This window comes from Stackebrandtia soli, assembly GCF_965137155.1.
GTDB lineage: Bacteria > Actinomycetota > Actinomycetes > Mycobacteriales > Micromonosporaceae > Stackebrandtia > Stackebrandtia soli.
In genome coordinates this window covers 19,241-43,109 of sequence record NZ_CBCRZX010000008.1, presented here as the reverse complement: position 1 = coordinate 43,109, position 23,869 = coordinate 19,241, and the positions used below count along the sequence as shown (strand labels likewise).

Below are 23,869 nucleotides of genomic sequence, written 5' to 3'. Positions count from 1 at the left end.
ATCATCCATGGATTGGGGACTCGACGGTGCCGAACGACGAACGCGGGCCATCAAAGGACGATGCGCCCTCCGAATCCGTACGGATCGCCACGATCTCGGCGCGGTTCTCCCTGCGCGCCGCGATCATCACGACCGTCGGCGGCCTCGTGGCGGCGCTTATCGGTGTCGCCGCGGTGTGGTGGGAGAAGAGCACGCCGAATCCGTCCTCAGCCGCCGAACCGACGCCGTCGTCGGAGTCGGCGTCACCGGAAACGCCCCTGTACTCCGGCGTCGCACTCACCCTCGACCCGCCGAAACTCGGCTACGAACACGCGACGCTCGTGGATCTGGACGGTGACGGACCGCGACTCATGGACGGCGAAGCCGCCGACCATCCCGATTACGATCTGTTCTACGACAACGAGTTCGCCGAGGAACCATCCGCCATCCTTCGCCTCAACCACGAGAATGGCGTCCTCTTCGGATACGGCCCGGACGAACGGCCCACCGATCCGACCGTGTGCGCCCAAGCGGTGCTCGACTCGCCCCTCCCGAACTATCTGAGACAGTCCAGCGATCCGCTGGAACGCGGCGCCGGATACTGCCTCGTCACGACCGACGCCAACGTCGTCTGGTTCCACGTCCTCGCCATGGAGCACGACCCACCGAACTACGGGTACACCCTCCAGGTCACGCTCTGGTCGGGCGACTGACGCCTCAGCGCTTGACGGCGTCGATCAGGAAACGGGTCGAGTGGGCCAGGAACACACCATCGCGAGCGATCCGCTCGTGCAAGTCCCGCAGGCGATCCCGATATCGATCCACGGTGAAATCGGGGACCGTCCACAGGACCTTGCGCAGGAAGTACACCACCGCGCCGATGTCGAAGAACTCCATCCGCAACCGGGCTTCCCTCAGATCTACGATCTCCAGGCCCGCCGCCTCGGCGCTCGCCCGGGCCAAAGCCGGATCCCGATACTGTGGCCCCGTTTGCGGTCCGAGGAAGTACTCGGTCAACTCGATGGACGTGCGCGGACCCACCTGCTGCGAGTAGAACACGCCACCTCGACGCAGGACGCGTCCGACCTCCGCCCAGTTCGTCGCGACGGGATGCCTGCTCACGACGAGATCGAAGGCGCCGTCGGCGAATGGCAGCGGCGTCGCGTCGTCATGCTCCACGACGGACACACCGAGCGGTTCGAGACGTTCGGCCGCGACCCGCACGTTGGGCGGCCACGATTCGGTGGCGACGGTGTTCGGCGCCAGCGGCGCGGCCCCCGCGAGGACCTCACCCCCACCGGTCTGAATGTCGAGAGCTCTCGCCGCCGTGGCCATTCGGCGCGACATCGACCGCTGATACGTCCACGGCGGACGCTCCTCCGTCGCCCGGCCGTCCAGCCAAGAGAAGTCCCAGCCGGAGACGTCGACCGCGTCGGCCTCGGCGACGAGTCGTTCGAAGGTGTCAACCATGTGCCCATCCTCGGCCCCACCGCGCGGCGGCGCCACTCAATTCGACCGATCGTCGTGCGGCTCCTTCGCGCGATCGACGGCGAGCACGACACATCCACTGTAGTTACGCCACGCCGAATCGGCCGACGCCCGTGTCTCGAACGGCGTGGGCGCGAATCGATCCGTCCCGCAATGACGGCGCCGGGGCCGCGATGGAGCCCCGGCACCGCACGTTCCGGCCAGGCGTCGTGGAACGACTCCCAGTACCGTCGCGCGGTGCGTGATGTCCTCAGAGGGCACGCTCACTTCTTCGCCAGGTCCGCCATGGCGGCCTCCGCCACACCGATCAGCATCTCCTGACAGTCCTCGAAGCCGAAGTCGTGGTCGGGGCTGAAGGTGATCATCATCGACAGGTTGCCCGCCAGAACATGCAACTCGATGCGAGCGAACCTCTCCGGATCGCTCACCGAAAAGAAGGCCTGCTCCCCCAAGGGTTTCGCCGGCTCCACACGGTCCGCGTCGTCGGCGGTCATCGTCTCGAAGTCCAACGCCGCGGCGTTCGCGTCGGTGAACACCGCGATGTCGAGGCCCAGCAGATAGATCGTCTCGCTCTCGGCCGCGGAGTACCCGCACACGTCGTGGGCCGGTTGGCCCGAGGACTGCTGCTGGAAGCCCTCGGCCGGGTCCGCGTAGGGAATGTGCGGTCCACTGCCCACCAGTTGGCCGTAGCCGACGAAGTCGAAGCCCGCACAGGGACTGCTCGTCATGGCGTAGTCGCCGTTGAAGACCGGCTGGTACTGGGGCTCCTGCTCGGGTGTGATCACGAACCTCCAAGCGGCGAAACCGCCGAGGGCCAGCACGAGCACCAGGCCACCGACGACCAGTCCGATGATCAGGCCGGTATTGGACTTCGCGGGGGGCGGGTGGTATCCGGGCGGTGGCGGCGCCATCGGCGGTGGCGGAGGTAGGTGCCCGAAGCCGGTCGGCGACTGCTGAACCGGGTAGGGCGATTGCTGCTGCGGATGGGGCGATTGGAAGGACATCAGTTCTCCATCTCCGGCATGATCGCGGCGGCGATGCCGGTGAGCATGTCCACAGCGGAATCCTCGGTCACTGCGGGATTCACTGTCTGGATGTTCACGGCCAGGTACAGATTGCGGTCCAGTACGTACACATCCACTGTCCATCGCCCGTTGTCGGTGAGTTCGGCGATGTAGAAGGCCGACTCGCCCAAGTCGGGAAGCTCCACGGCCTCGGGTGCCTGCGCGTCCCAGTACTCCTGTCTTCCCTCGTACAGGGCTCTGGCGTTCGAGGGGTTGGCCCTGGTCGTCACCTCGATTCCAAGGCTGTCCTGGTATACGGCGTCATCGATTTCGGGATCGTTTGAGGTGTAGCCACAGTCCAGGCGCGACGAGGAGTTGCCGCTATTGTGCTCATCCGAGCGGACGTACATCCCGCCGCCGATCAGTTCGGTGTAGCCTCCGGTGAACTTCGGGTCCGTGAGGGTCTCGCAGCTGTCCAACCCGTCCCCGTACTTGAGAGCGACCGGTTGCTCGGGTTCCTCGTTGGCGACGAACAGCCAGACCACGGCGCCGATCAGCAGCACGAGTACCAGGCCACCAACGACCAGTCCGATGATCAGGCCGGTGTTCGGCTTCTTGATCGGCGCGTAATGGCCCGGTGGCGCCATCGGCGGGGGCGGGGACTGATATCCGGGGTAGTGGGCTGGTGGTTGGGGCGGGTAGGGCGCTTGCTGGTTCACAGGTCCACCTTTGACAGTTGACGGCCAATGAACCTCAAGCTATGTGGCCACGCACCGGCTTCTGCACGAGTTCTTCGGCCGAACCCGTGCAGGCGACAGACAGTCGACCCCTTCGCCGTGGCGAACCACGCCAGGGGCGTCGCGCTTCCGGGATCCGGTTCGCACGGCCGCCACAGGTCTTGGCCGAACGGTTCGGCGAGACCGGGAGCGTCGGCCCACAAGGACAGCGCCGTTCGATTGCGGCCACCACCTGGTCGTCGAGAACAACGACATCAAGCGCCACCCCTTGGCCCCTGCCAGTACCGCCGAGCCCGAACACGACGGTGCCGGGGCCCGCGATGGAGCCCCGGCACTGAATCGCATTAGGACAATCGCTGAATGATCAGTTCGCGAACCGTCTTGGCGTCGGCCTGTCCCTTCGTGGTCTTCATGACCGCTCCGATCAGGACGCCCGCCGCCGCGTGGGTACCCGCGCGGATCTTCTCGGCCACGGCCGGATTCGCCGCGATCGCCTCGTCGACGGCCGCTTGCAGCGCACCGGTGTCGGAGACGACCTCGAGCCCACGGGCCTTCGCGACGTCGGCGGGACCGCCCTCACCGTTGAGCACGCCGTCGATGACCTGCCGGGCGAGCTTGTCGTTGAGCTTCCCGTCGTCGATCAGCGACTGAAGCTCGCCGACCTGGGCGGGCGTGATCGCGAGATCCGTCAGTTCGACGCCGGACTCGTTGGCGCGTCGGGACAACTCGCCCATCCACCACTTGCGAGCGCCGTCCGACGAGGCGCCGGACGCGATCGTCTCCTCGATGAGTTCCACGGCTCCCGCGTTGAGCACCGACTCCATGTCGTGATCGGACAGACCCCACGATTCCTGGAGTCGTTGACGTCGCACGCGAGGCAGTTCCGGCAGGGCCGCCTTCAGGGCCGCGACCCACTCCGGGTCCGGCGCCATGGGAACGAGGTCGGGCTCGGGGAAGTACCGGTAGTCCGTCGCGGTCTCCTTGCTGCGGCCCGGAGTCGACTCGCCCGTGTCCTCGTGGAAGTGGCGGGTCTCCTGGACGATACGTCCACCCGCGTCGAGCACACCCGCTTGGCGAATGATCTCGGAGCGGACGGCGCGTTCGACGCTGCGCAGCGAGTTGACGTTCTTGGTCTCGCTGCGGGTGCCCCACTCGTCGCCGGGGCGGTTCAGCGAGGTGTTGACGTCGCACCGCATCGAGCCCTGCTCCATGCGCACATCGGACACGCCGAGAGAGCGGATCACCTCGCGCAGTTCGGTGACGTACGCGCGCGCGATCTCCGGCGCGAGCGCTCCGGTGCCGGTGACGGGTTTGGTGACGATCTCGACCAGCGGGATGCCCGCGCGGTTGTAGTCCACGAGGGACTCGGTCGCGCCGTGGATTCGACCGGTCGCACCGCCGACGTGCAGCGACTTGCCGGTGTCCTCCTCCAAGTGGACCCGCTCGATGTCGATGCGCACGGTACGGCCGTCGACGTTGACGTCGAGGTAGCCCTCCCCGCACAACGGTTCGTCGTACTGGGAGGTCTGGAAGTTCTTCGGCATGTCCGGGTAGAAGTAGTTCTTCCGGGCGAAGCGGCACCAGCTCGCGATGCTGCAGTTGAGGGCGAGCCCGATCCGGATCGTCGCCTCGATCGCGGCGACGTTGGCGACGGGCAGCGCTCCGGGGAGACCGAGGCACACCGGGCACACCTGGGTGTTCGGTTCGGCGCCGAAGACGGTCGTGCAGCCACAGAACATCTTCGTGCGGGTGCCGAGTTCGACATGCGTTTCGAGGCCGATGACCGGGTCGTACTCGGCGGTCGCCTCGGCGTAGCTAGGCAGCAGGATGAGTGAGCTCATGGTGTTCAGGCTCCTTTCGCCGGGTCGGGGGCCTGGTCGGCCAGTAGCGGTGTCTGGGTCGATTCGAGGGCGGCGGCGACGCGGTAGGCGACGTCGTCGCGCATGGTGGGCGCCATGACCTGGAGCCCGGCGGGCAGACCGTCGGACAGTCCGACGGGGACCGACACGGCGGGACCGCCGTACAGGTTCGACGGGATCGTGTACAGGTCGGCGAGATACATCAGGTACGGGTCGCCCGTGCGGGCACCGAACTCGAAGGCGACGAACGGCGTCGTCGGCGAGATGAGCGCGTCGACGCGGCCGAACGCCGCCTCGAAGTCGCGGGTGATGAGGGTGCGGACCTTCTGCGCCTGGCCGTAGTATTCGTCCACATAGCCCGAGGAGAGCGCGTAGGTGCCGAGGATGATGCGGCGCTTGACCTCTGCGCCGAATCCGGCCTCACGCGTAGACGCCATGACCTCTTCCAGGGACCGTTCGCCGTTGTCGCCGACGCGCAGCCCGTAGCGGACTCCGTCGAAGCGGGCGAGGTTGGAGGAGCATTCGCTTGGGGCGATGAGGTAGTAGGCGGGCAGCGCGTACTGGAAGTGCGGGCACGACACCTCGACGATGTCGGCGCCGAGCTTCGCCAGGGTCTCGACCCCGTCCCGGTACGCGGCGATGACGCCCGGTTCGGCGCCCTCGCCGACCTCGAACTCGGTGACGAGACCGAGGCGCAGCCCCGACAGGTCACCGGTGAGGCCCTGTTCGACCGCCGCGACGACGGGCGGAACGGCCTGCGGAATCGACGTCGAGTCGCGGGGGTCGTGGCCGGCGATGATCTCGTGCAGCAGGGCCGCGTCGAGCATCGTGCGCGCCACCGGCCCCGGGGTGTCGAGAGAGGACGAGAAGGCGACGAGGCCGTACCGGCTGGTGCCGCCGTAGGTCGGCTTGGCGCCGACGGTGCCGGTCACGGCGCCGGGCTGACGGATCGAGCCGCCGGTGTCGGTGCCGATCGCCAGGGGCGCCATGCGCGCGGCCACGGCCGCGGCCGAGCCACCACCGGAGCCGCCCGGAATGCGGGCGGTGTCCCACGGGTTGCGGGTCGGACCGAACGCGGAGTACTCGGTGGACGAACCCATCGCGAACTCGTCGAGGTTGGTCTTGCCGAGGATCGGCATCCGGGCGGCCCGGATCCGCTCGGTGATCGTCGCGTCGTACGGCGGGACCCAGTTCTCCAGCATCTTCGACGCGGCCGTCGTGGGCATGCCCTTGGTGACGACGATGTCCTTGATCGCGATCGGGACGCCCGCGAGCGAACCGAGCGTCTCGCCCGCCGCGCGAGCGGCGTCGACTTCGCGCGCGGTCGCCAGGGCGCCTTCCGCATCAATGTGGAGGAACGCGTGGATCGTCGGCTCCAGCTCGTCGATCCGCGCGAGAAACGCGCGAGTGACGGCCTCGGCCGTCACCGTTCCGTCCTTGATGGACGCCGCGATTTCGGCGGCGGTCAGGCTCGTGATGTCGGTCATCGTTACTCTTCCTCCCCGAGAATGCGGGGAACCCGGAATCGGTCGGAGTCCGTGTCGGGCGCGCCCGCCAGCACGTCTTCACGACGCAGGCTCGGCACCGGTTCGTCGGCACGGTACACATTCGTCAGCGGCACCGCGTGAGAGGTCGGCGGGATGTCCTCGGCGGTGACCTCGCCGATGCGATTGACGGACTGGAGGATCACGTCAAGCTGGGACGCGAACCGGTCCAGTTCGTCGTCCGTCACGTCGAGGCGCGCCAGGTGCGCCAGATGTGCGACCTCGTCACGGGAGATTGCGCTCATCGGAATGGTCCTTAAAACGGTCTGCGGAATATTGGGACCGATTGAGTCTAAGGACTCCGTCGGCACCGTCACGCACGGGCATCACCTGCGTCAACAATGTGACGACGCCGTTTCGCGCGCGCGTCGGCGACGTCAACGGCGTGGCGGCCCCGCGCGGCCGTCAGCGGGTCTCGGCGGGTTCGGGGACGGCACGAACCGCGCGCATGACGGCGGGCGGGCGGTACCGGGCGAGCCAGGCCGCGAGTTCGGCGGCGGGCATCGGCTTGGCGTGGAACCAACCCTGAGCGAGATCGCAACCGAGGCTGAGCAGGTGCCGCCACGTGCGTTCGTCCTCGACGCCCTCGGCGACGACGCGCAGACCCAGCGCCCGCCCGAGGTCGATAATGGACCGTACAATGGCGACGGAGTCGGGGTCGCCGTTCATCGCCAGGACGAAGGACTTGTCGATCTTCACCTCGGACACCTGAAGTCGGCGCAGGTGCTGCATCGACGAGAAGCCGGTGCCGAAGTCGTCGAGACTCAGCCCGACACCGAGCGCCTCCAGCTTGGTCAGCGTCGCCACGACCCGGCGCGGGTCCGCCATCAGGGCGCTCTCGATGATCTCCAGTTGCAGCGCTTCCGGGGGAACGCCGTGGTGTTCGAGTCGGTCGGTGAGGTATTCGCAGAAGTCGGCAGCGTGCAGGTCGCGGACGCTGACGTTGACGGCGGCCCGCAGCCTGAGCCCGGAGGCGCGCCAGCGGGAGAGCTGGCCGACCGCCTCGTCGAGGACGCGGTACGTGAGGATTCGCATGACGGCGGAGTGCTCGGCGATGGCGATGAGTTCGCCCGGGTCGATGCGGCCCTGCGTCGGATGGTGGTAGCGCAGGAGCGCCTCCACTCCGACGACCTCTCCTGTGGACAGTTCGATCTGTGGTTGGTAGTACAACTCGACACCGGGGGGATCGGGCAGTTCTAGGGCCCGGCGCAGGTCGCCGAGCAGGCCGAGTCGTTCGACGGAGTGGTGATCGAACTCGGGGGCGTACACGGCCAGGCCGGAGTCGCGGCTCTTCGCCTCCGACATCGCGACGTCGGCGTGTTTGAACAGCGAATCGAAGTCACGGCCGTGCTCGGGATAGCAGGCGACGCCGATCGCGCCGGAGGCGTCCACACTGACCTCGTCGAGCCACACGGCGTCCGCGAGCGCGGCTTGGACGCGGACGGCCTGCCGTTTCGCGTCCTCCTCACCGGTGATCTCGGCGAGGAGGAAGGCGAACTCGTCGCCACCGATGCGGGCCGCGACGCGGCTCGAACCGTCGCAGGCGCGCTCGAATCTACGGCCGAGTTCCTGGAGCAGGCGGTCGCCGACGTCGTGCCCGAGGGCGCTGTTGACGGTGGCGAAGCGGTTCAGGTCGAGGACGAGCACGGCGAGTTTGGTTCCGGCGTCGGCGCAGCGGTCGATGTTCTCGTTGACGACCTGTTGGAAGCCCTTGCGGTTGGGCAGCCCGGTCAGCATGTCCGTCATGGCGACGCGTTCGCGCTCAGTGGACAGTCGAGCCATCCGGTATACGGCGTAGATCGGCCCGGCCGACAGGAGCACGAGCACGGGGCTGAGGCTCGCCGCCATCGCCAGCAGGGGCGCGAACGCCAGCAGGGCGCCGTGCACGACCATCTCGTAGCGCAGCGATCGAACGCACAACCGCCACCACGAGACGTGGATGCGCAGCGCCCACGTCGTCGTGACGAGGATGTGGCTGACGACGAACCAGGCGAGCCCCGCGAGCAGGAGAGCGCCGACCGCCGACGCGGCGTCGTCGCGACCGCTGATGGTGGTCGGGGCGTCGAGCGCGATGAGGACGAGGTGGGCGGCGGTCAGGGCGAGTGCCCATTGTGCCGCGTTGAACGCCATTCGCCACGCGGTCGCGTGCAGGCCGGTGAAGATGAGCACCGCGACGACCGTCTGCACGATGAGCGCGGGCAGGAACCCCCACAACAGCAGCAACGCGATGACGAAGCTGAGCGAGATCATCGCCGCCTGGGAATATCGAGATCCCGGTGGTAGCACCGGTCGAACTTCGACGAGGACGGCGAGGACCGCCATCAGCCAGACCGCGACCGGAACGGCGGCCATCGTCGGTATCCACATTGGCGGACTGAGCGCGAGCGTGAGTGCCACGGCCACGACGGCCGCGGCCACGACGGCGGCCATATACCCGAAGAATGCACCACGTCGTCTAGTCGGCGCGGTATTGCGCAGCGAAGTCGCCGTCATCTAACCCTCCCACGTCGCCACCGGTGGAACCAATGGCGTTTCGGCTGGCTAGCCGTTTCCTCTTGAGAGTGACACAACTAGTCCTACCCTGGAACCCCCGTTTAAGGCAACGATCAGTATTCGGTGAAGTGACGGCAGGCGGCAACGTAGTGATTGACGTCTATGACCGAATGGAATCGGCAATCGCTTGCCCTCACATTGACGACCGAACACCAGGAGCATTATGTCGCCAATATCCGTTTACCGGGACCGCGACACAACAAAATAGCCGAACTTGGATGTACTTCTAGACAAAACCGCCTCGGTGCCGAGATCGACACCGAGGGCGATTGACCTTATAGGACAATAATCAAATCTAACGATTACTCTTCGTTGGATTCGGTATTGTTCTCCTCGGGAATTTCCGGGCCATTCTCGAGCAATTGCCCGAAAGCGGTCGAATCCAGAACCGGCACTCCGAGGGTCACGGCCTTGTCGTATTTGGAGCCCGGCGATTCCCCCACCACCACATAGGAAGTCTTCTTGGAGACGGAGCCGGAGACCTTTCCTCCGCGAGCGCGCACCGCGTCAGCGGCGCCGTCACGCGACCAGCCGTCCAGCGTACCGGTGATGACGACGGTGACGCCCGCGAGGTTCTGCTCGACGCCCTCCTCCCGCTCCTCGACCATCCGCAGACCCGCCGCCCGCCACTTCTCCACGATCGCGACGTGCCAGTCGACGGCGAACCACTGCGTGACGGCTGCGGCGATCGTCGGACCCACGCCGTCGACGGCCGCGAGCTCCTCCTCCGTCGCCGCACGAATCGCCTCGATGTCGCCGAACCGCTGGGCAAGGGCCCGCGCCGCGACCGGCCCGACATGCCTGATCGACAGGCCGTTGATGACCCGCCACAGTGGGCTCTCCTTGACCGCCTCCAGGTTCGCCAGCAGATCGGTCGCGTTCTTCTTCGGCTCGCCCTTGTCGTTGGCGAAGAACGACACGACCTTGTCCTCGCCCGTTCGAGCGTCCTTCTTCGGCAATCCCGTGTCCGGGTCCCGAACCACGACCTTGATCGGGATCAACTGCTCCAACGTCAGGTTGAACAGGTCACCCTCATCGGACAGCGGCGGCGTCGACGGGACCAACGGCTGAGTCAGCGCGGTCGCCGCCACGTAGCCCAGGCCGTCGATGTCCAAACAGGTACGACCGGCGAGATAGGCCAGGCGCTCACGCCGCTGCGCCGGACAACCGCGCGCGTTCGGGCACCGGAGATCGACGTCGCCCTCCGACATGTGCGCCAGCTCGGTACCGCACTCGGGGCAGTGCTCCGGCATGACGAACTCCCGCTCGTCGCCGTCGCGCACGTCCACCACCGGACCGAGGATCTCGGGAATGACGTCGCCCGCCTTCCGAATGATCACCCGGTCCCCGATCAGCACGCCCTTCGCCTTCACCTGGTCGGCGTTGTGCAGCGTCGCGAACTCGACCTCGGAACCGGCCACCCGCACCGGTTCAAGCACCGCGTACGGCGTCGCCCGGCCCGTCCGGCCGAGGCTGACCTTGATGTCCCGCAGGACCGTCGTGACCTCCTCCGGCGGGTACTTGTAGGCGATCGCCCAGCGCGGGGCGCGGTTCGTCGCGCCGAGCCGCCGCTGCACGCCGATGTCGTCGGTCTTGACGACGACCCCGTCGATCTCGTGCTCGATGTCGTGCCGATGCTTCGCGTAATGATCCACATAGGCACGAACCTCGTCGAGGGTGTCGACGACCTTCCAGTACTCGCTCGTCGGCAGGCCCCACGCGGCGAGCGCGGCGTAGCCCTCCGACTGGTGCGTCGGCTCGAACCCGCGTCGCGCGCCGATGCCGTAAACGGTCATGCTCAGCGGGCGCTTCGCCGTCTCCGCCGGGTCCTTCTGGCGCAGCGAGCCCGCCGCGAGGTTGCGCGGATTGGCGTACAGGGCCAGCAGCTTGTGCGGGCGCTTGCCCGCCTTGACGCGCTCGACGTTGTCGGCGGCCATCGCCTCGTTGGCCGCCATCCGTTCCGCGTTGACGGCCTCGAAGTTCTTCGTGGTCATGTAGACCTCGCCGCGCACCTCGACGAACTCCGGTACCGGGTAGTCCGTCCCCGTCAGCTGGTGCGGGATATCCGCGATGGTGAGGACGTTGGCGGTGATGTCCTCGCCGACCCGGCCGTCGCCACGGGTCGCCGCGCGAGTCAACACGCCGTTCTCATAGGTCAGGTTCACCGCGAGACCGTCGATCTTCAACTCGCACAGGTATCGCGCGCCGGGAACCTCGGTGGTGACCCGCTCGGCCCAGGCCGTCAGTTCCTCCTGAGAGAACGCGTTGTCGAGGCTCAGCAGGGGTTCGGCGTGCTCGACCGAGGCGAACAGGGACGACAGGTCACCGCCGACCAGTTGCGTCGGCGAATCCTGCGTCCGAAGGACCGGGAAGCTGTCCTCGATCGCCATCAGGCGACGCATCAACGCGTCGTACTCCGCGTCGGAGATGACCGGCGCGTCCTTCTGGTGATACAACTGCCGATGCTTGTCGACCTCTGCCGCGAGCCTTTCGTGCTCCGTGCGCGCGGCGTCGAATTCCGCGCCCTCACCGGCTTCAAGCTGTGAACTCATACCACGAACTTAGTCGGTGGGTGCGACGTTTCCGCCGCGTGACCGGCCGGTCGGGGCGCGCTCAGACCTCGTCCGTCATGCGTTTGGCGGCTTCTCGCGCGACCCTCATGACGTCGGCCGCACGCTGCGGCGACGCGCCCGCCAGACCACACGTCGGCGTCGCGACGACCTGGCGCAGCGACCCGGCATCGAAGCCGAGAGCGCGCCACAGGTCCGTGACCCGCGCCGCCGCCACCTTGTCGTCTGATGTGGACTCGCCGAGAGCGGGGACGACTCCGGCGTACAACCGCAGACCGGCCTCGATCGCCGCCCCGAACTCGTCCATCGCGGCCGTGTCGGCGATGTCGAACAGCGTCAGGTCCATGGATACGGCCGCGGCTCCCGCGCCGTGCAGCAGCCCAACGGGTACGTTCGGCGCGCAACAGTGGACGACGACGGGCACGCCGACCGCGTCCACGATCATGGCCAGGGTGTCCCGCGCGACGTCGGAGGCGACCGGCCGATAACGGGACAGCCCGCTCTCGGTCGGGACGGTGCCCGCGAGGACCGACGGCAGCGAGGGCTCGTCGAGCTGCAGCACGATCTCCGCTCGCGGCAACCGCGCCGACACGTCGGCGACGTGCGCCGCGATGCCTTCCGCCGCCGAGGCGGCCAGCTCTCGGACCGCGCCGAAGTCGCGCAGCATCGGACCGCCGATCGGGCGGTTCAACGACGTGGCGAGCGTCCACGGCCCCGCCACCGAAATCTTCAATGGACCGTCGTGATCGGACTCGTTCTCGGTGAGGACGTCGAGGTCCCGTTCGAGGAAGTCGGCGGCGACCCGCAGGTCCCGGCCCCGCCGCGACGTCAGCTGCCAGCGCGCCGCGTACAGCTCCACCGGCAGATCGACGAGCAGGGTCGCGGTCCGGCCGATCATGTCGGCGCCCGGACCACGCCCGGGCAGCTCCGGCAGGTGCGGGAAATCCGCGAAGGCGGCGAACACCTCCGCGATGGCCGCGCGCACGTCCGTGCCCGGCAGGGACCCGATCCCGGTGGCGACGCCGCCCGGCAGGTCAGGCATGGGTGGCCACCCGACTCGTGTCGCTGATCGTCGCGCTCGCGACCACGACGTCACCGTCGTCGTCCGGCAGGTACACGACCAGGGCCTGGCCCGTGGCGACGCCCTTGGCGGGGCGGTGCAGGGTGGCGGTCATCGTGTCCTCGTCCCAGGTCAACGTCGCGGGGATCGCCTCCCCGTGGGCGCGCAGCTGGACCTGACACTCCAGCGCGTCGACGTCACCGACGTCGCGCAGCCAGACCGGTCGTTCGCCGACGACGACGTCGACGTCGAGCGCCTCGCGCGGGCCGACCGTCACCGTGTTCGTGACGGGCGTGATCGACAGGACGTATCGGGGCTTGCCGTCGGCCGCCGGCCGTTCCAGGCCGAGGCCGTGCCGCTGTCCGACGGTGTACTGGTGGGCGCCTTCGTGGCTGCCGACGACATCACCGGTGCGGGAGTCGACGATGTCTCCGGTCTTGGTGCCGAGACGGGCGTTGAGGAACCCGCGGGTGTCCCCGTCGGCGATGAAGCAGATGTCGTGACTGTCGGGCTTGTCGGCGACGGCCAGGTCGCGGCGGGCTGCCTCCTCCCGGACCTCCGCCTTCGTCGCGTCCCCCAGCGGGAAGATCGCGCGGGACAGTTGACGTGGCGTCAGTACCGCGAGCACATAGGACTGATCCTTGCCGATGTCGACGGAGCGGCGCAGCACGCCGTCCGAGAGTCGGGCGTGGTGACCCGTGACGACGGCGTCGAAACCGAGGGCGATCGCGCGGTCGAGAACCGCCGCGAACTTGATCTTCTCGTTACAGCGCAGGCAGGGGTTCGGGGTGCGACCGGCCGCGTACTCGGCGACGAAGTCGTCGACGACGTCCTCCTTGAACCGTTCCGCCATGTCCCAGATGTAGAAGGGGATGCCGATGACGTCGGCCGCCCGCCTAGCGTCCCGGGAGTCCTCCAGGGTGCAGCAGCCGCGCGCGCCCGAACGGAACGTCTGCGGGTTCGACGACAACGCAAGGTGCACGCCGGTCACGTCATGCCCCGCCTCGACGGCTCTGGCGGCGGCCACCGCCGAGTCAACGCCACCGGACATGGCGGCCAATACTCGCAAAGTCACCGTGCAAGCCTAGAGGCTGCCCCGTTACCCAGCAACTCGGCTACGGCGGCCCCGTCGGGGCTAGTGATCGCGGCGCCTCCGCGGCTCGCCCGGTCCGCCCGTGCGGCCACGCGCCGCACGCGGCCAGGTGTTTCGGCGTGATGCCGGCCCGTCGCACAACCCAGGCGAGACGGCCCGGCGCTGTGATTTCGTCGAGCACGCCGGAACCTGGATCGCGCCGTCTCCCTCGTCACATTCTCTGTTGTGGATTCCGACCCGACGGTGTCAGGAGAGCCCGGCCGCGCGGGCCCGTTCGACGGCCTGTGGCAGCGCCGCCATGACGGCGTCCACGTCGGCCGCGGTCGAGGTGTGGCCGAGACTGAATCGCAGCGAGGAGCGGGCGATGGCGGGGCGTGTGCCCATCGCGAGAAGGACGTGGGACGGCTGCGCGACCCCCGCCGAGCAGGCCGAGCCAGTGGCGCACTCGACACCGGCGGCGTCGAGGAGCATCAGCAGCGCGTCACCCTCGCATCCGGGGAATGAGAAGTGGGCGTTGCCCGGCAGTCGATCGACCGAATGTCCGTTGTAGATGACGTCGGGAAAGGCGTGCCGGACCCTGGCGACGAGGTCGTCGCGCAGCCCGGCGAGCCGTTCGAACTCAGTGGCGGCGGTGTCGACGGCGAGAGTGACGGCCGCCGCGAAGGCCGCGGTCCCCGCCACGTCAAGGGTTCCCGACCGGATCTCCCGCTCCTGCCCGCCGCCGTGGGACAACGGAACGCAAGCGGCGTCGCGCCTCAACAGCAGCGCGCCCACGCCGACCGGGCCGCCGATCTTGTGCCCGGTCAGGGAGAGCGCCGTCAACGCGGTCGCGCCGAAGTCGACCGGGACGGAGCCGATGGCTTGGACGGCGTCGCTGTGCGCCGGCACTCCCCCGTCGGCGCAGCGGGCGGCGATCGCCGCGACCGGGTTTATCGTGCCGACCTCGTTGTTCGCCCACATCACCGACGCGACCGCGACCCGACCCTCGTGTCGCTCCAACGTGGAGGCCATGTCGGCCGCGGTGACGGCGCCGTGCTCGTCGACGGGCAGCCATTCGATTTCGGCACCCTCGTGGTCGCGGAGCCACGCGACGACGTCGAGAACGGCGTGGTGCTCGGTCGCCGTCGTCACGATCACGCGCCGGTCGGGGTCCGCGTCGCGCGCGCCCCAGAACAACCCCTTGAGCGCGAGATTGTCGGCCTCGGTCCCGCCGCCGGTGAAGACGACTTCGCTGGGGGCCGCGCCGAGCCGGTCGGCGATGCGCTCACGGGACTCCTCGACGAGTCGGCGGGCGGCCCGTCCCGAGGAGTGAAGAGAGGACGCGTTTCCCACGCGGGCGGCGGCTTCGGCGTACGCGGCGATCGCCTCCGGCAGCATCGGGGTGGTCGCGGCGTGATCGAGATACGTCATGAACGAGCACCTCGCGGGGTGGTGGTGGCGCGGTCGTGCGGTGGTTGAGACGACGAGAACACGTCGGCAAGCCTATATTGTCGCCCGTGTCGGCCGCCTTGGCGCGATGGCGGCCCATGGCTCCGACGCTCCCGTCTCGCCACCCGTCCGGCGCGCTGACCAGGGGTTGCACGATAGATGCCGACGGGCTGACCCGCAACGGGCCGCGAGCGCGCTGTCGGAGTTCCGCTAATTCACTGTTTTCATCCGTATTGACCTGCCTCGACGTCTTGCCGTACGCGTCAGTACCCGACAGGATGGACGTGACTGTCGTGTTTCCCCGTCCAGGTCGTGTTGGGGAGGTCGCTTCCGTGGCAGGGGTGGACTTCCCAGACTTGACCTGAGCCCCGCGCGATTCACCGTGCGCACCGCGACGGCCCGGCACCGACGATGCTCTGCGGTGGCGCGGGTGGCGGGTCACGTCGTCGGAGAGGTTGTCCGGTCGATCCGCGCGAGGCCGACGAGCGGGTGGCGGACGGCCGCCCGAATGCGAACCGTTCGATGTGCGCGGTGATACCCCGGTTCACCGCGACGTGAGCCTGGTGGAGCGTGAGCGTGAGATGACGGAGAACAAGAACGGAACGGCGGTCGAACCGGCCGTGACGGACCCGGTGGTGGCCGCGGCCCTGGCCCAGGGTCCGTTCCATGTGGCGTTGCGGGCGGCGATCGCGGCGCGCGGTCTCGGCCTCGATCGGCTGCGCCATCACCTGCGGGCACGGGATCTGAACGTGTCGACGACGAGTCTGAGTTATTGGCAGCACGGCAGGACGCAACCGGAACACCCCTCGTCGATCGAGGCGGTGACGGCGTTGGAGGAGATCCTGCGGCTCCCCCGGGGCAGCCTGCGGTCACTGCTCGGGCCGAAGCGCGCGCGCGGACCTCGCAGCCTGCGCGTCAAACAGCGACGGCCCGAGAACGTGCTCGGCGCGGGCCAGCCGCTACGGGAACTGTGCGATCAGCTGCCGTTGGCCCGCGAGCACCACCTCGACGTGGAGACACAGCAGGTCGTCGTGACGATCGACGGCGACGGGCGCGACGCGGAGCACGACGTGACGATGCTCGTGACGGCTCGGCGCGACGGAGTCGATCGATACATCGCGATGTTCCGTGGCGACCCCGGTTGCTCCATCGACGACGTCCGGGTCGTCGCTCGGCGCGACTGCGCCATCGGCCGGATCTCACGCCATCATCGGGAGCCGGTCTTGTTGGCGGAGATCATCTTCGGGACGGAGCTGGCGCAAGGCGAAAGCCATCTGTTCCGGTTCGGGGTGCGCGACGGGACGAGCAATCCCGCCAACTGCTTCGGTCAGGGCTTTCGATATCCGGTCGGGCACTACACGCTTCAGGTGCGGTTCGATCCGTCGTTCATTCCCTTGCGGGTCTTCGGTTTCGCGCAGAGTCGACTGGCGACGGTGCTGCACGAGACGGGTGACATCCAGCTCAACGACTGGCTGACGGCGCAACTGTTCCGCTCGAACGTCGACCCGGGCGCCTTGGGCATCGGCTGGGAGTGGCCAGGCTGAGCCGCTGACGCGGGACGTTCGAGGCCGACCGGAACGGTGGCCCCGCCGTCACGCGAACGGCCCGCCCTCAGATGCTCCACTGTTGACGTGGTCATCGAGGACGGGCCGAACGATCGAACTCTCAGGACGCGCGGCGGGTTCGCCGAAGCGCGCGCGGTCAGCCCTGGAAGCGCCGAACGAGGGCCCAGGCGCTGGGCAGCAGCGCCGCCGCGATCGCGACCTTGATCACGTCGGTGACGATGAACACCGCCGCGCCCTTCGTCATTCCGTCGACGACGCCCATGTCGGCGACCCACATCAGGTACGGCACGCCGAAGGCGTAGATGACGGCGGAGCCGGCCACCATGACACCGATGGTGCGACCGATCGTGCGGTCGCCACCGCGCTTGGCGAGTGCGCCGACGAGCCCGGCCGCGGCGATGTAACCGAGAATGTAACCGAAGCTGACGAGGCCGACGACGCCCGAGTTGCCCTCGGCGAACCACGGCATGCCGGCGACTCCGGCGATCAGGTACAACGTCATCGACGCGACGGCCCTGGCCGGGCCGAGAGCGGCCCCGAGCAGGAGAACGGTGAGCGTCGACAGGGCGAACGGAACGGGGGAGATCGCGGGGATCGGGATCACGACCTGCGCGGCGAGGCCGGTGAGGCCGGCTCCGGCCGCGACGAGGACGGCGTCGCGCGCGTAAGCGTTGACTTTGGTGGCGGGGATCAGGTCGGCGAGCACCCGGTTGGGGGCGATGCTCGCGGCGTGAAGGGTCATCGGTCAAGCCTCCAAATTGTTTTGGCGGAACCCTACAACTCAGGGTGCGCCGGTTACGCTACCGCAGCGGCGGGCGACGGCCTCGACAAGGGCCTCCGGCCGAGCGGAATTCCTTGCGCGCCAATCTTCCTCGCTCCCGGACACGACCGGCGGAAACGACCACAACACTATGGACCGGAGGGGGCGACGAACGCACAAAGAACCCGCCCGGCACTCCATGACGAAGTATCCGGGCGGGTCACGATGGAGCGACGCGTCAGCCGCGACGCTTCTTGATCTCTTCGCCCGCCTGTGGCAACACGTCGAACAGGTCACCGACGACGCCGAAATCGGCGATCTCGAAGATAGGCGCGCCGTCGTCCTTGTTGACGGCGACGATCGTCTTCGAAGTCTGCATGCCCGCCCGGTGCTGGATCGCGCCGGAGATGCCGGCCGCGACGTACAACTGCGGGGAGACGGTCACGCCGGTCTGACCGACCTGGAACTTGTGCGGGTACAGACCGCCGTCGGTGGCGGCACGGGACGCGCCGACCGCCGCACCGAGCAGATCGGCGAACTCCTCGATCACCGAGAACTGCTCGGCGGTGCCGACACCACGGCCGCCGGACACCACGATGGACGCCTCGGCGAGCTCGGGGCGATCACCCTTCGGCTCGGTGACGCGCTTGTTGACGGTGACCTGCTTGGCGGCGTCCGACACGGACACGGCGACGCTGACGCGCTCGGCCGTCGCGGGCGCCGGAGTCGGCGTCAACGAGTTCGGCTTGACCGTGACCAGCGGGATGCCCTTGGTCACCTTCGACGTGACGAGGGTTCCGCCCGCGAAGATCGTCTGCGTCGCGACGCCCTCGGCGTCGAGGCCGGTCACGTCCGCCAGCACGCCGTTGTCGAGGAGGACGGCGAGGCGACCCGCGATCTCCTTGCCTTCCTGCGTACCCGGCAGCAGCACGGCCGCGGGCGAGTGCTCCTTGACGAGCCCGGCCAGGACCTCCGCCTTCGGAGCGACGAGGTACCCGTCAAGGGCCTCGTCCTCGGCCAGGTAGATCTTGGACGCGCCGTACTCGGCCAGGTTGTCGGCGATGTCGCCGCCCGGTCCACCGAGGACGACCACCGACACCTCCCCCAGACCACGGGCGAGTGTCAGCATCTCGTACGTCAGTTTGTTCGCGGCCCAGGCTGCGACAAGAACTTCAGCCATTTTCTTCTCCAACCCTCGTTACACGAACTTCTCGGTGGCGAGGAAGCCGGCCAACGCCACGCCGCCTTCGCCTTCGTCGACGACCTTCTCTCCGGCCTCGCGAGGCGGACGCTGAGCGGCGGACAACACGGTGCTCGTCGCACCTGCTGCGCCGACCTCATCGGCCGCGATGCCGAGATCCGCGAGCGACAGTGTCGTGATCGGCTTGCGCTTGGCGGCCATGATCCCCTTGAGCGACGCGTACCGCGGCGTGTTCATCGAGTCCCACACCGACACGATCGCGGGCGTGGACGCGGTCAGTTCCTCGTAGCCGTCCTCCGTCTGCCGCTCCACATTGACGGTCGAGCCGTCCACGTTGAGCTTGCGGGCACCGGTGAGGGCCGGAATGCCGAGACGCGCCGAGATCATGTGCGGCATCGCACCGACCGCGGAGTCGGTGGACTCCGCTCCGGCGAGGACCAGGTCGTACTCGAGGGTGCCGAGAGCTGCGGCGAGCACTTTGGACGTACCGACGGCGCACGAACCGGCGATGGCGTCGTCGAGGACGTGCACGGCCTTGTCCGGCCCCATCGAGAGCGCCTTGCGGATCGACTCGGTGGCGTGGTCGGGACCGACGGTCAGCAACGTGACCTCGCCCCCCGACGCCTCGGCGAGCGTCAACGCGGCCTCGATGGCGTTCTCGTCGATTTCGCTGATGACATTGGATGCCGACGCACGGTCGACGCGATAATCGTCAGGGCGCAGGTTTCGTTCCAGACTGGAATCCGGCACCTGCTTGACGAGGACAACGATCTTCATCAGACCCCGTAACCTCCTACTTAATTGGCGTTCAGCGCCTATCTTCGCGTGTCGGCGCCGCAGCGTCGCGTCCGGGGGAATCGCGCGGTGAGCCCGGTGACGACGCCCGTGGCGCGTTGTCGCGAATCCTACCCTCTCAAGTTACCGCCGAGTAACACTCGCCGGGTCGACGGGTGCCCCCAACGATCATCACGGGGAAGCGTCCGAAACATGACGATATAAGGAAATTCGCGTCGCGACCGGTACGCGAAGCCCGCGAGCGGGCGATCCGGGAGGCGCCCCGACGACCGTCGACCCGCCCATCACCGCGCCGTCCCCGAACCACCGAATCACGACGCCACCGATCGTGCCAGCGAACGCTCAGCCGTCGACTTCTACTCTTAAGGTGTGGCTTCAGAACCCAGACAGGCGACCATCGCCTTCGTCGGAATCGACGGGGCGGGCAAGACCACCCAGGCGACGCGACTCGCCGCCTGGCTAGCCGACGCCGACATCAAGTCGACGTACCGACTCGCGGCGACGGGCCGCCGTGTCCTCTCCAACACCGCCCGACGACTCGGCAAACCGGACTCCATCGCGCTCTTCGGACCACGCCTGGCGCTCCGCGCCGAGACGATGTTGCGCCACGCCAACCTCTCCGTCATCCGGCAACCGACGGTGCTCATCGCCGATCGCTATCACATCTGCCAGTATGCCCGGACCCGCATGCTGTGCCCCGACCTGGAACCGTGGGTTCGGCACCGGATGCGCCGACTTCCCCGCCCCGACATCACCCTGTTCTTCGAGCTCCCACCCCAGCTCGCCCACGAGCGCGTCACCGCCCGCGGCATCGATCACGAGAGCGTTGACGCCCTCACCGCACTCGACGCCGCCTACCGCTCGCTGCCCGAAGCGGCCAACTACACCCACATCGACGCCGCCGGAGACGCCGACACCGTCGCCGAGGCCGTCCGCACACGCATCCGGTCCGGGCTCCCGGAGCTCTTCGATGACAGGCATGATTGACGGCATGGGACGCATCGTCATCGTCGCCGCCGTCATACACCTGGCGTTGCTCATCGCCGCCCTCGCCGACTGCCTCGGCGGGGACAAGTCTCCGCGCCGGTTGTCCCGGGGCATGTGGACCACGATCATCATCGTCGTGCCCGTCATCGGCGCCATCGCGTGGTTCACGACCGGTCGGCCGCGCCCCAACGGCACCTCCACCGGACGTGGACGCCCCGTGACCCCGCCCCGCGCTCCCGACGACGACCCCGACTTCCTGCGTGATCTCGAACGCAAGATCCGCGAGGACAAGGACAAGCCGAGCTAGCGGTCCGGCCCTCGACCCTCCATCGCCACCGAGAACGGCACGAACGCTCACCGTCCGTTGTGGCGGACCCGCCGGTAGGATCGCCGCACGTCTGCGACAATCGGCCGGGTCACCGTCGCTTTCGCCTCGGCCCAGGAGCCCGGGCCCATCGACACCACGGGAAGTGTGCGCGTGGCGTCGGCCCGGCGAGACCGGGCCACCGATCAGCGACGAAGGGACTGCCGTGACGGCGAAACGATCCATCCTCATGCTCAGCTGGGAGTACCCACCGGTACTCGTCGGCGGCCTCGGCCGTCACGTCCACGCCCTGGCCACCGCCCTCGCGGCGGCCGGCCACGACGTCACCGTCGCGACCCGTTACGGCCTCAATCCCGACGGAACACCCGCGGCGCTCGACGAGACCGTCGACGGAGTGCGGATCGTCCGGGCTCCGGAGGACCCGCCGCTGTTCGAGTTCGGATCGTCGACCCTCATGCAGTGGGCGATGGCCTTCAACCACGCGCTCACCCGCGCGGCGCTGTACGCGACCCGCACCCAGGACTTCGACGTCATCCACGCCCACGACTGGCTCGTGACGCACGCGGCCGTCACCCTGAAACACCACCTCGGGCTTCCCCTCGTGGCGACGATCCACTCGACGGAGGCCGGGCGGCACCGTGGTTGGCTCCCCGACGACACGTCCAAGGCGATCCACTCGATCGAATGGTGGCTGACCTACGAGGCCCGCCGGGTGCTCGCGTGCTCGGACCACATGAGGTGGGAGATCGACCAGCTCTTCGACCTTCCCGACAGCAAGACCACCATCGTCCCCAATGGAGTCGATGTGGACGCCTTCACGGTCGAACCGGAGGAGACCGCGCGGGTGCGCCACCGCTACGGAGACGGACCGCTCGTCGTGTTCGCGGGTCGACTCGTCTACGAGAAGGGTGTCCAGGACCTCATCGACGCGGTGCCGATCATCGCAGGTCGCCACCCCGGGCTGTCCATCGTCATCGCCGGTGAGGGACCCCACGAAGAGCAACTGCGCGACCAGGTGCGCCGCCGACGGCTCGACGAGTCTGTCATCTTCACGGGCTTCGTCAACGGACGCGATCTGCCACGGCTCCTCGCCGCCGCCGACTGCTTCGCCATGCCGAGCCGCTACGAACCCTTCGGGATGGTCGCTCTGGAGGCGATCGCGGCGGGCGCTCCCGTCGTCGCCGCGCACAGCGGCGGGCTCGCCGAGTTCATCATCGATCGTCAGACGGGGCTCACCCACATCCCCGGAGACCCGGACTCGCTGGCGATGGCGCTCGACACGATGCTGACCGACCCGGAACTCGCCGAGAACGTGCGCAGTTCCGCCGCCGACATGGTCCGCGAGCGATTCACGTGGGAACCGATCGCGGAGCGGACCCTCGCCGAGTACGACCGCGCGACCCGTGAGGAGCAGGAGCTCGAGGCGCGACTCGCCGCCGAGGAACTGCGGATCGTCATTCCCGACGGAAACCTGTTGGAACGCTCCGCCCGATGACATGACGAAGGGCCAGTGCCGTCGGCACTGGCCCTTCGTGGTGTCTGTGCGCCCCGCAGCGATGCGGGACGACGGATCTACTCGCCGCCGAACGCGCCGGCGTCGACCAGACGCTTCGTCGTGTCGGCCCAGGCCTGGTCCGGGAACGTCTCGGCGAACTGGTCCAGCTCGGCACGGATCTTCTCGCCGTGCCCCGCTTCGGCGAGGACCTTGATCTCCGTGTCGAACCGCTCCGAGTCGGTCGCGCAGTGAACGGTCTTGCCCGTCGTCAGGTTACGGATGTAGGCGTGCTTGCCGTTGTTCAACGGAATGAGGTACTTGAACTCACCGAGAACGCTCAGGCCGCCGCCTTGACCGGCTTGGCCGGCGCGGACGGATGCCCGCGCGGTTTTGGAGGTGTTACTTGCCATTGCCGGCACTCCTCATCAATGGATCGCTTGTGGATGTGCTGCCGCCGGTAATGGTCAAGTGAAACACCCGGTGGCACGTCATAACGGCCGGTACAGAGACCGGCCTCGAACAACGATACCCGATGCGTCTGGAGAGCCGCCGCTGGCGGCCGGGCTGCGGCGCGATCGGTCACTGACGTAATCTTCATCTCACGACAGGTGTTCGGTGACCGAGGGAATACCAACGTGATATGCCGGCGCCACGGCGTATCCAGGGTTTTCGTCATGTCAGTCCGCACCGGTCCACCACCCGGTCAACCGCGCCGGTCGCGCACCGACGTCGACGGGCGGCGACGGAGTTGTCGAAAATAATCACGACAAACCCCTAGCGCCACACCCGTTACCCACGCCATGATGGAGCACATAATCGCGCAACGTGGTGCGAGACCTGGCCCAAGATACGAATGCAATGCGTTGGGGGAAGGCGCATTACGCCGATATTGCCAGGAGGTTTGACGTGCCAACGCGTGGCGTTATATATGTGCACTCCAGCCCACCAGCAGTGTGTCCGCACGTCGAGTGGGCCATTGGTCGTGTCCTGGAGACCCCAGTCGATCTACATTGGACGGCACAGGCGGCGGCGCCGTCGAGCTGGCGTACCGACCACGTGTGGATGGCCGAGGCGGGCACCGGAGCCGAGCTCGCCAGCGCACTGCACCAGTGGCCGATGTTGCGATTCGAGATCACCGAGGACCCGAGCCCCGGCGTCGATGGAGAACGGATCATGTTCGTTCCAGGTCGCGGCATGTACCGCGCCGCCACAAGCGCCAACGGTGACCTGATGGTCGCCGAGGACCGCATCCGCGCGCTGGTGGCGACGACGACGGACGCGGAGGCCCTGCGCCACGGCCTGAGCAAGTTGCTCGGGGCGGAATGGGACAACGAGCTCGAGCCGTACCGGTTCGCCGGCGACGACAGCGGCCAACACTGGCTGTCGCAGGTGTCGTAGTTCCCGCGTGGAGCGGGGTGTGGATCGA

The 23,869-nt window shown here is 68.0% G+C and carries 21 protein-coding genes; 6 read left to right on the top strand and 15 right to left on the bottom strand.

The genetic code is table 11. The annotated features are described in order from the left end of the window. Window positions 1–26: 26 nt before the first annotated feature. Window positions 27–692: a hypothetical protein gene (locus ACM9NP_RS07240; RefSeq protein WP_415645829.1), complete on the top strand. Its 666-nt coding sequence runs from the start codon at window positions 27–29 to the stop codon at window positions 690–692. A 4-nt stretch (window positions 693–696) separates the two neighbouring features. Here ACM9NP_RS07240 and ACM9NP_RS07235 read toward each other — a convergent pair whose 3' ends face one another. The 11 genes from ACM9NP_RS07235 to ACM9NP_RS07185 all read right to left on the bottom strand — a co-directional run bounded on the left by ACM9NP_RS07235 (window position 697) and on the right by ACM9NP_RS07185 (window position 15,297). Then, window positions 697–1,449 carry a class I SAM-dependent methyltransferase gene (locus ACM9NP_RS07235; protein ID WP_415645828.1) on the bottom strand — a complete coding sequence of 251 codons (753 nt, stop codon included), beginning with the start codon at window positions 1,447–1,449 and terminating at the stop codon, window positions 697–699. Window positions 1,450–1,730: 281 nt separating this feature from the next. Continuing rightward, complete coding sequence (locus ACM9NP_RS07230) at window positions 1,731–2,471, bottom strand: hypothetical protein (protein WP_415645827.1); 741 nt, start codon at window positions 2,469–2,471, stop codon at window positions 1,731–1,733. Next, window positions 2,471–3,190 carry a hypothetical protein gene (locus tag ACM9NP_RS07225; RefSeq protein WP_415645826.1) on the bottom strand — a complete coding sequence of 240 codons (720 nt, stop codon included), beginning with the start codon at window positions 3,188–3,190 and terminating at the stop codon, window positions 2,471–2,473. Before ACM9NP_RS07225 ends, ACM9NP_RS07230 begins: the two co-directional genes overlap by 1 nt. Before the next feature lie 362 nt (window positions 3,191–3,552). After that, complete coding sequence (gatB, locus tag ACM9NP_RS07220; protein WP_415645825.1) at window positions 3,553–5,049, bottom strand: Asp-tRNA(Asn)/Glu-tRNA(Gln) amidotransferase subunit GatB; 1,497 nt, start codon at window positions 5,047–5,049, stop codon at window positions 3,553–3,555. Between the two features lie 5 nt (window positions 5,050–5,054). Next, a complete protein-coding gene (gatA, locus tag ACM9NP_RS07215; protein WP_415645824.1) occupies window positions 5,055–6,554 on the bottom strand; it encodes an Asp-tRNA(Asn)/Glu-tRNA(Gln) amidotransferase subunit GatA in 1,500 nt (499 codons plus the stop codon). Between the two features lie 2 nt (window positions 6,555–6,556). Beyond that, entirely contained in the window at window positions 6,557–6,856 is a 300-nt protein-coding gene (gatC, locus tag ACM9NP_RS07210; protein ID WP_415645823.1) for an Asp-tRNA(Asn)/Glu-tRNA(Gln) amidotransferase subunit GatC, read from the bottom strand. 160 nt (window positions 6,857–7,016) lie between these two features. Continuing rightward, entirely contained in the window at window positions 7,017–9,041 is a 2,025-nt protein-coding gene (locus ACM9NP_RS07205; protein WP_415645822.1) for a putative bifunctional diguanylate cyclase/phosphodiesterase, read from the bottom strand. Between the two features lie 425 nt (window positions 9,042–9,466). After that, window positions 9,467–11,716 (bottom strand): NAD-dependent DNA ligase LigA, encoded by a 2,250-nt coding sequence (ligA, locus tag ACM9NP_RS07200; protein ID WP_415645821.1) that lies wholly within the window; start codon window positions 11,714–11,716, stop codon window positions 9,467–9,469. A 61-nt stretch (window positions 11,717–11,777) separates the two neighbouring features. Then, on the bottom strand, window positions 11,778–12,776 hold the full coding sequence (locus ACM9NP_RS07195; protein ID WP_415645820.1) for a uroporphyrinogen decarboxylase/cobalamine-independent methonine synthase family protein: 999 nt from the start codon (window positions 12,774–12,776) through the stop codon (window positions 11,778–11,780). After that, the gene (mnmA, locus tag ACM9NP_RS07190; protein ID WP_415645922.1) at window positions 12,769–13,863 is read right to left on the bottom strand and encodes a tRNA 2-thiouridine(34) synthase MnmA; all 1,095 of its coding nucleotides are present in this window, start codon (window positions 13,861–13,863) and stop codon (window positions 12,769–12,771) included. Before mnmA ends, ACM9NP_RS07195 begins: the two co-directional genes overlap by 8 nt. 270 nt (window positions 13,864–14,133) lie before the next feature. Continuing rightward, a complete protein-coding gene (locus ACM9NP_RS07185) occupies window positions 14,134–15,297 on the bottom strand; it encodes a cysteine desulfurase family protein (protein ID WP_415645819.1) in 1,164 nt (387 codons plus the stop codon). A gap of 581 nt (window positions 15,298–15,878) precedes the next feature. On the opposite strand from ACM9NP_RS07185, the gene ACM9NP_RS07180 reads away from it, so the two are divergent. Beyond that, on the top strand, window positions 15,879–16,859 hold the full coding sequence (locus ACM9NP_RS07180) for a helix-turn-helix domain-containing protein (protein ID WP_415645818.1): 981 nt from the start codon (window positions 15,879–15,881) through the stop codon (window positions 16,857–16,859). A gap of 157 nt (window positions 16,860–17,016) precedes the next feature. Here the strand turns inward: ACM9NP_RS07180 and ACM9NP_RS07175 are convergent, their stop codons facing one another. The 3 genes from ACM9NP_RS07175 to ACM9NP_RS07165 form a co-directional block, all read right to left on the bottom strand. After that, on the bottom strand, window positions 17,017–17,622 hold the full coding sequence (locus ACM9NP_RS07175) for a biotin transporter BioY (protein ID WP_415645817.1): 606 nt from the start codon (window positions 17,620–17,622) through the stop codon (window positions 17,017–17,019). A 256-nt stretch (window positions 17,623–17,878) separates the two neighbouring features. After that, window positions 17,879–18,820, bottom strand: coding sequence for an electron transfer flavoprotein subunit alpha/FixB family protein (locus tag ACM9NP_RS07170; protein ID WP_415645816.1), 942 nt, complete (start codon window positions 18,818–18,820; stop codon window positions 17,879–17,881). 18 nt (window positions 18,821–18,838) lie between these two features. Next, window positions 18,839–19,618, bottom strand: a complete 780-nt coding sequence (locus ACM9NP_RS07165; RefSeq protein WP_415645815.1) for an electron transfer flavoprotein subunit beta/FixA family protein — start codon at window positions 19,616–19,618, stop codon at window positions 18,839–18,841. 387 nt (window positions 19,619–20,005) lie between these two features. Here ACM9NP_RS07165 and ACM9NP_RS07160 point away from each other — a divergent pair, with 387 nt between their 5' ends. From ACM9NP_RS07160 to ACM9NP_RS07150, 3 genes are all read left to right on the top strand, one after another. Further along, window positions 20,006–20,623: a dTMP kinase gene (locus ACM9NP_RS07160; RefSeq protein ID WP_415645813.1), complete on the top strand. Its 618-nt coding sequence runs from the start codon at window positions 20,006–20,008 to the stop codon at window positions 20,621–20,623. Continuing rightward, on the top strand, window positions 20,607–20,930 hold the full coding sequence (locus tag ACM9NP_RS07155; protein WP_415645812.1) for a PLD nuclease N-terminal domain-containing protein: 324 nt from the start codon (window positions 20,607–20,609) through the stop codon (window positions 20,928–20,930). The genes ACM9NP_RS07160 and ACM9NP_RS07155 overlap by 17 nt, the downstream gene beginning before the upstream one ends. 223 nt (window positions 20,931–21,153) lie before the next feature. Continuing rightward, window positions 21,154–22,443: a glycosyltransferase family 4 protein gene (locus tag ACM9NP_RS07150; protein ID WP_415645811.1), complete on the top strand. Its 1,290-nt coding sequence runs from the start codon at window positions 21,154–21,156 to the stop codon at window positions 22,441–22,443. 77 nt (window positions 22,444–22,520) lie between these two features. Here the strand turns inward: ACM9NP_RS07150 and ACM9NP_RS07145 are convergent, their stop codons facing one another. Further along, window positions 22,521–22,853, bottom strand: a complete 333-nt coding sequence (locus ACM9NP_RS07145; RefSeq protein ID WP_415645810.1) for a hypothetical protein — start codon at window positions 22,851–22,853, stop codon at window positions 22,521–22,523. Between the two features lie 496 nt (window positions 22,854–23,349). On the opposite strand from ACM9NP_RS07145, the gene ACM9NP_RS07140 reads away from it, so the two are divergent. After that, entirely contained in the window at window positions 23,350–23,841 is a 492-nt protein-coding gene (locus ACM9NP_RS07140) for a DUF3145 domain-containing protein (RefSeq protein ID WP_415645809.1), read from the top strand. Window positions 23,842–23,869: the final 28 nt, after the last annotated feature.

Bases quoted from the DNA above. Each gene is read 5' to 3' on its own strand.
- ACM9NP_RS07235 (WP_415645828.1), bottom strand. From the start codon at position 1,449: ATGGTTGACACCTTCGAACGACTCGTCGCCGAGGCCGACGCGGTCGAC.
- ACM9NP_RS07175 (WP_415645817.1), bottom strand. From the start codon at position 17,622: ATGACCCTTCACGCCGCGAGCATCGCCCCCAACCGGGTGCTCGCCGAC.
- ACM9NP_RS07230 (WP_415645827.1), bottom strand. From the start codon at position 2,471: ATGTCCTTCCAATCGCCCCATCCGCAGCAGCAATCGCCCTACCCGGTT.
- ACM9NP_RS07145 (WP_415645810.1), bottom strand. From the start codon at position 22,853: ATGGCAAGTAACACCTCCAAAACCGCGCGGGCATCCGTCCGCGCCGGC.
- ACM9NP_RS07170 (WP_415645816.1), bottom strand. From the start codon at position 18,820: ATGGCTGAAGTTCTTGTCGCAGCCTGGGCCGCGAACAAACTGACGTAC.
- gatB (WP_415645825.1), bottom strand. From the start codon at position 5,049: ATGAGCTCACTCATCCTGCTGCCTAGCTACGCCGAGGCGACCGCCGAG.
- ligA (WP_415645821.1), bottom strand. From the start codon at position 11,716: ATGAGTTCACAGCTTGAAGCCGGTGAGGGCGCGGAATTCGACGCCGCG.
- ACM9NP_RS07195 (WP_415645820.1), bottom strand. From the start codon at position 12,776: ATGCCTGACCTGCCGGGCGGCGTCGCCACCGGGATCGGGTCCCTGCCG.
- ACM9NP_RS07185 (WP_415645819.1), bottom strand. From the start codon at position 15,297: ATGACGTATCTCGATCACGCCGCGACCACCCCGATGCTGCCGGAGGCG.
- ACM9NP_RS07155 (WP_415645812.1), top strand. From the start codon at position 20,607: ATGACAGGCATGATTGACGGCATGGGACGCATCGTCATCGTCGCCGCC.
- ACM9NP_RS07205 (WP_415645822.1), bottom strand. From the start codon at position 9,041: ATGGCCGCCGTCGTGGCCGCGGCCGTCGTGGCCGTGGCACTCACGCTC.
- gatC (WP_415645823.1), bottom strand. From the start codon at position 6,856: ATGAGCGCAATCTCCCGTGACGAGGTCGCACATCTGGCGCACCTGGCG.
- gatA (WP_415645824.1), bottom strand. From the start codon at position 6,554: ATGACCGACATCACGAGCCTGACCGCCGCCGAAATCGCGGCGTCCATC.
- ACM9NP_RS07165 (WP_415645815.1), bottom strand. From the start codon at position 19,618: ATGAAGATCGTTGTCCTCGTCAAGCAGGTGCCGGATTCCAGTCTGGAA.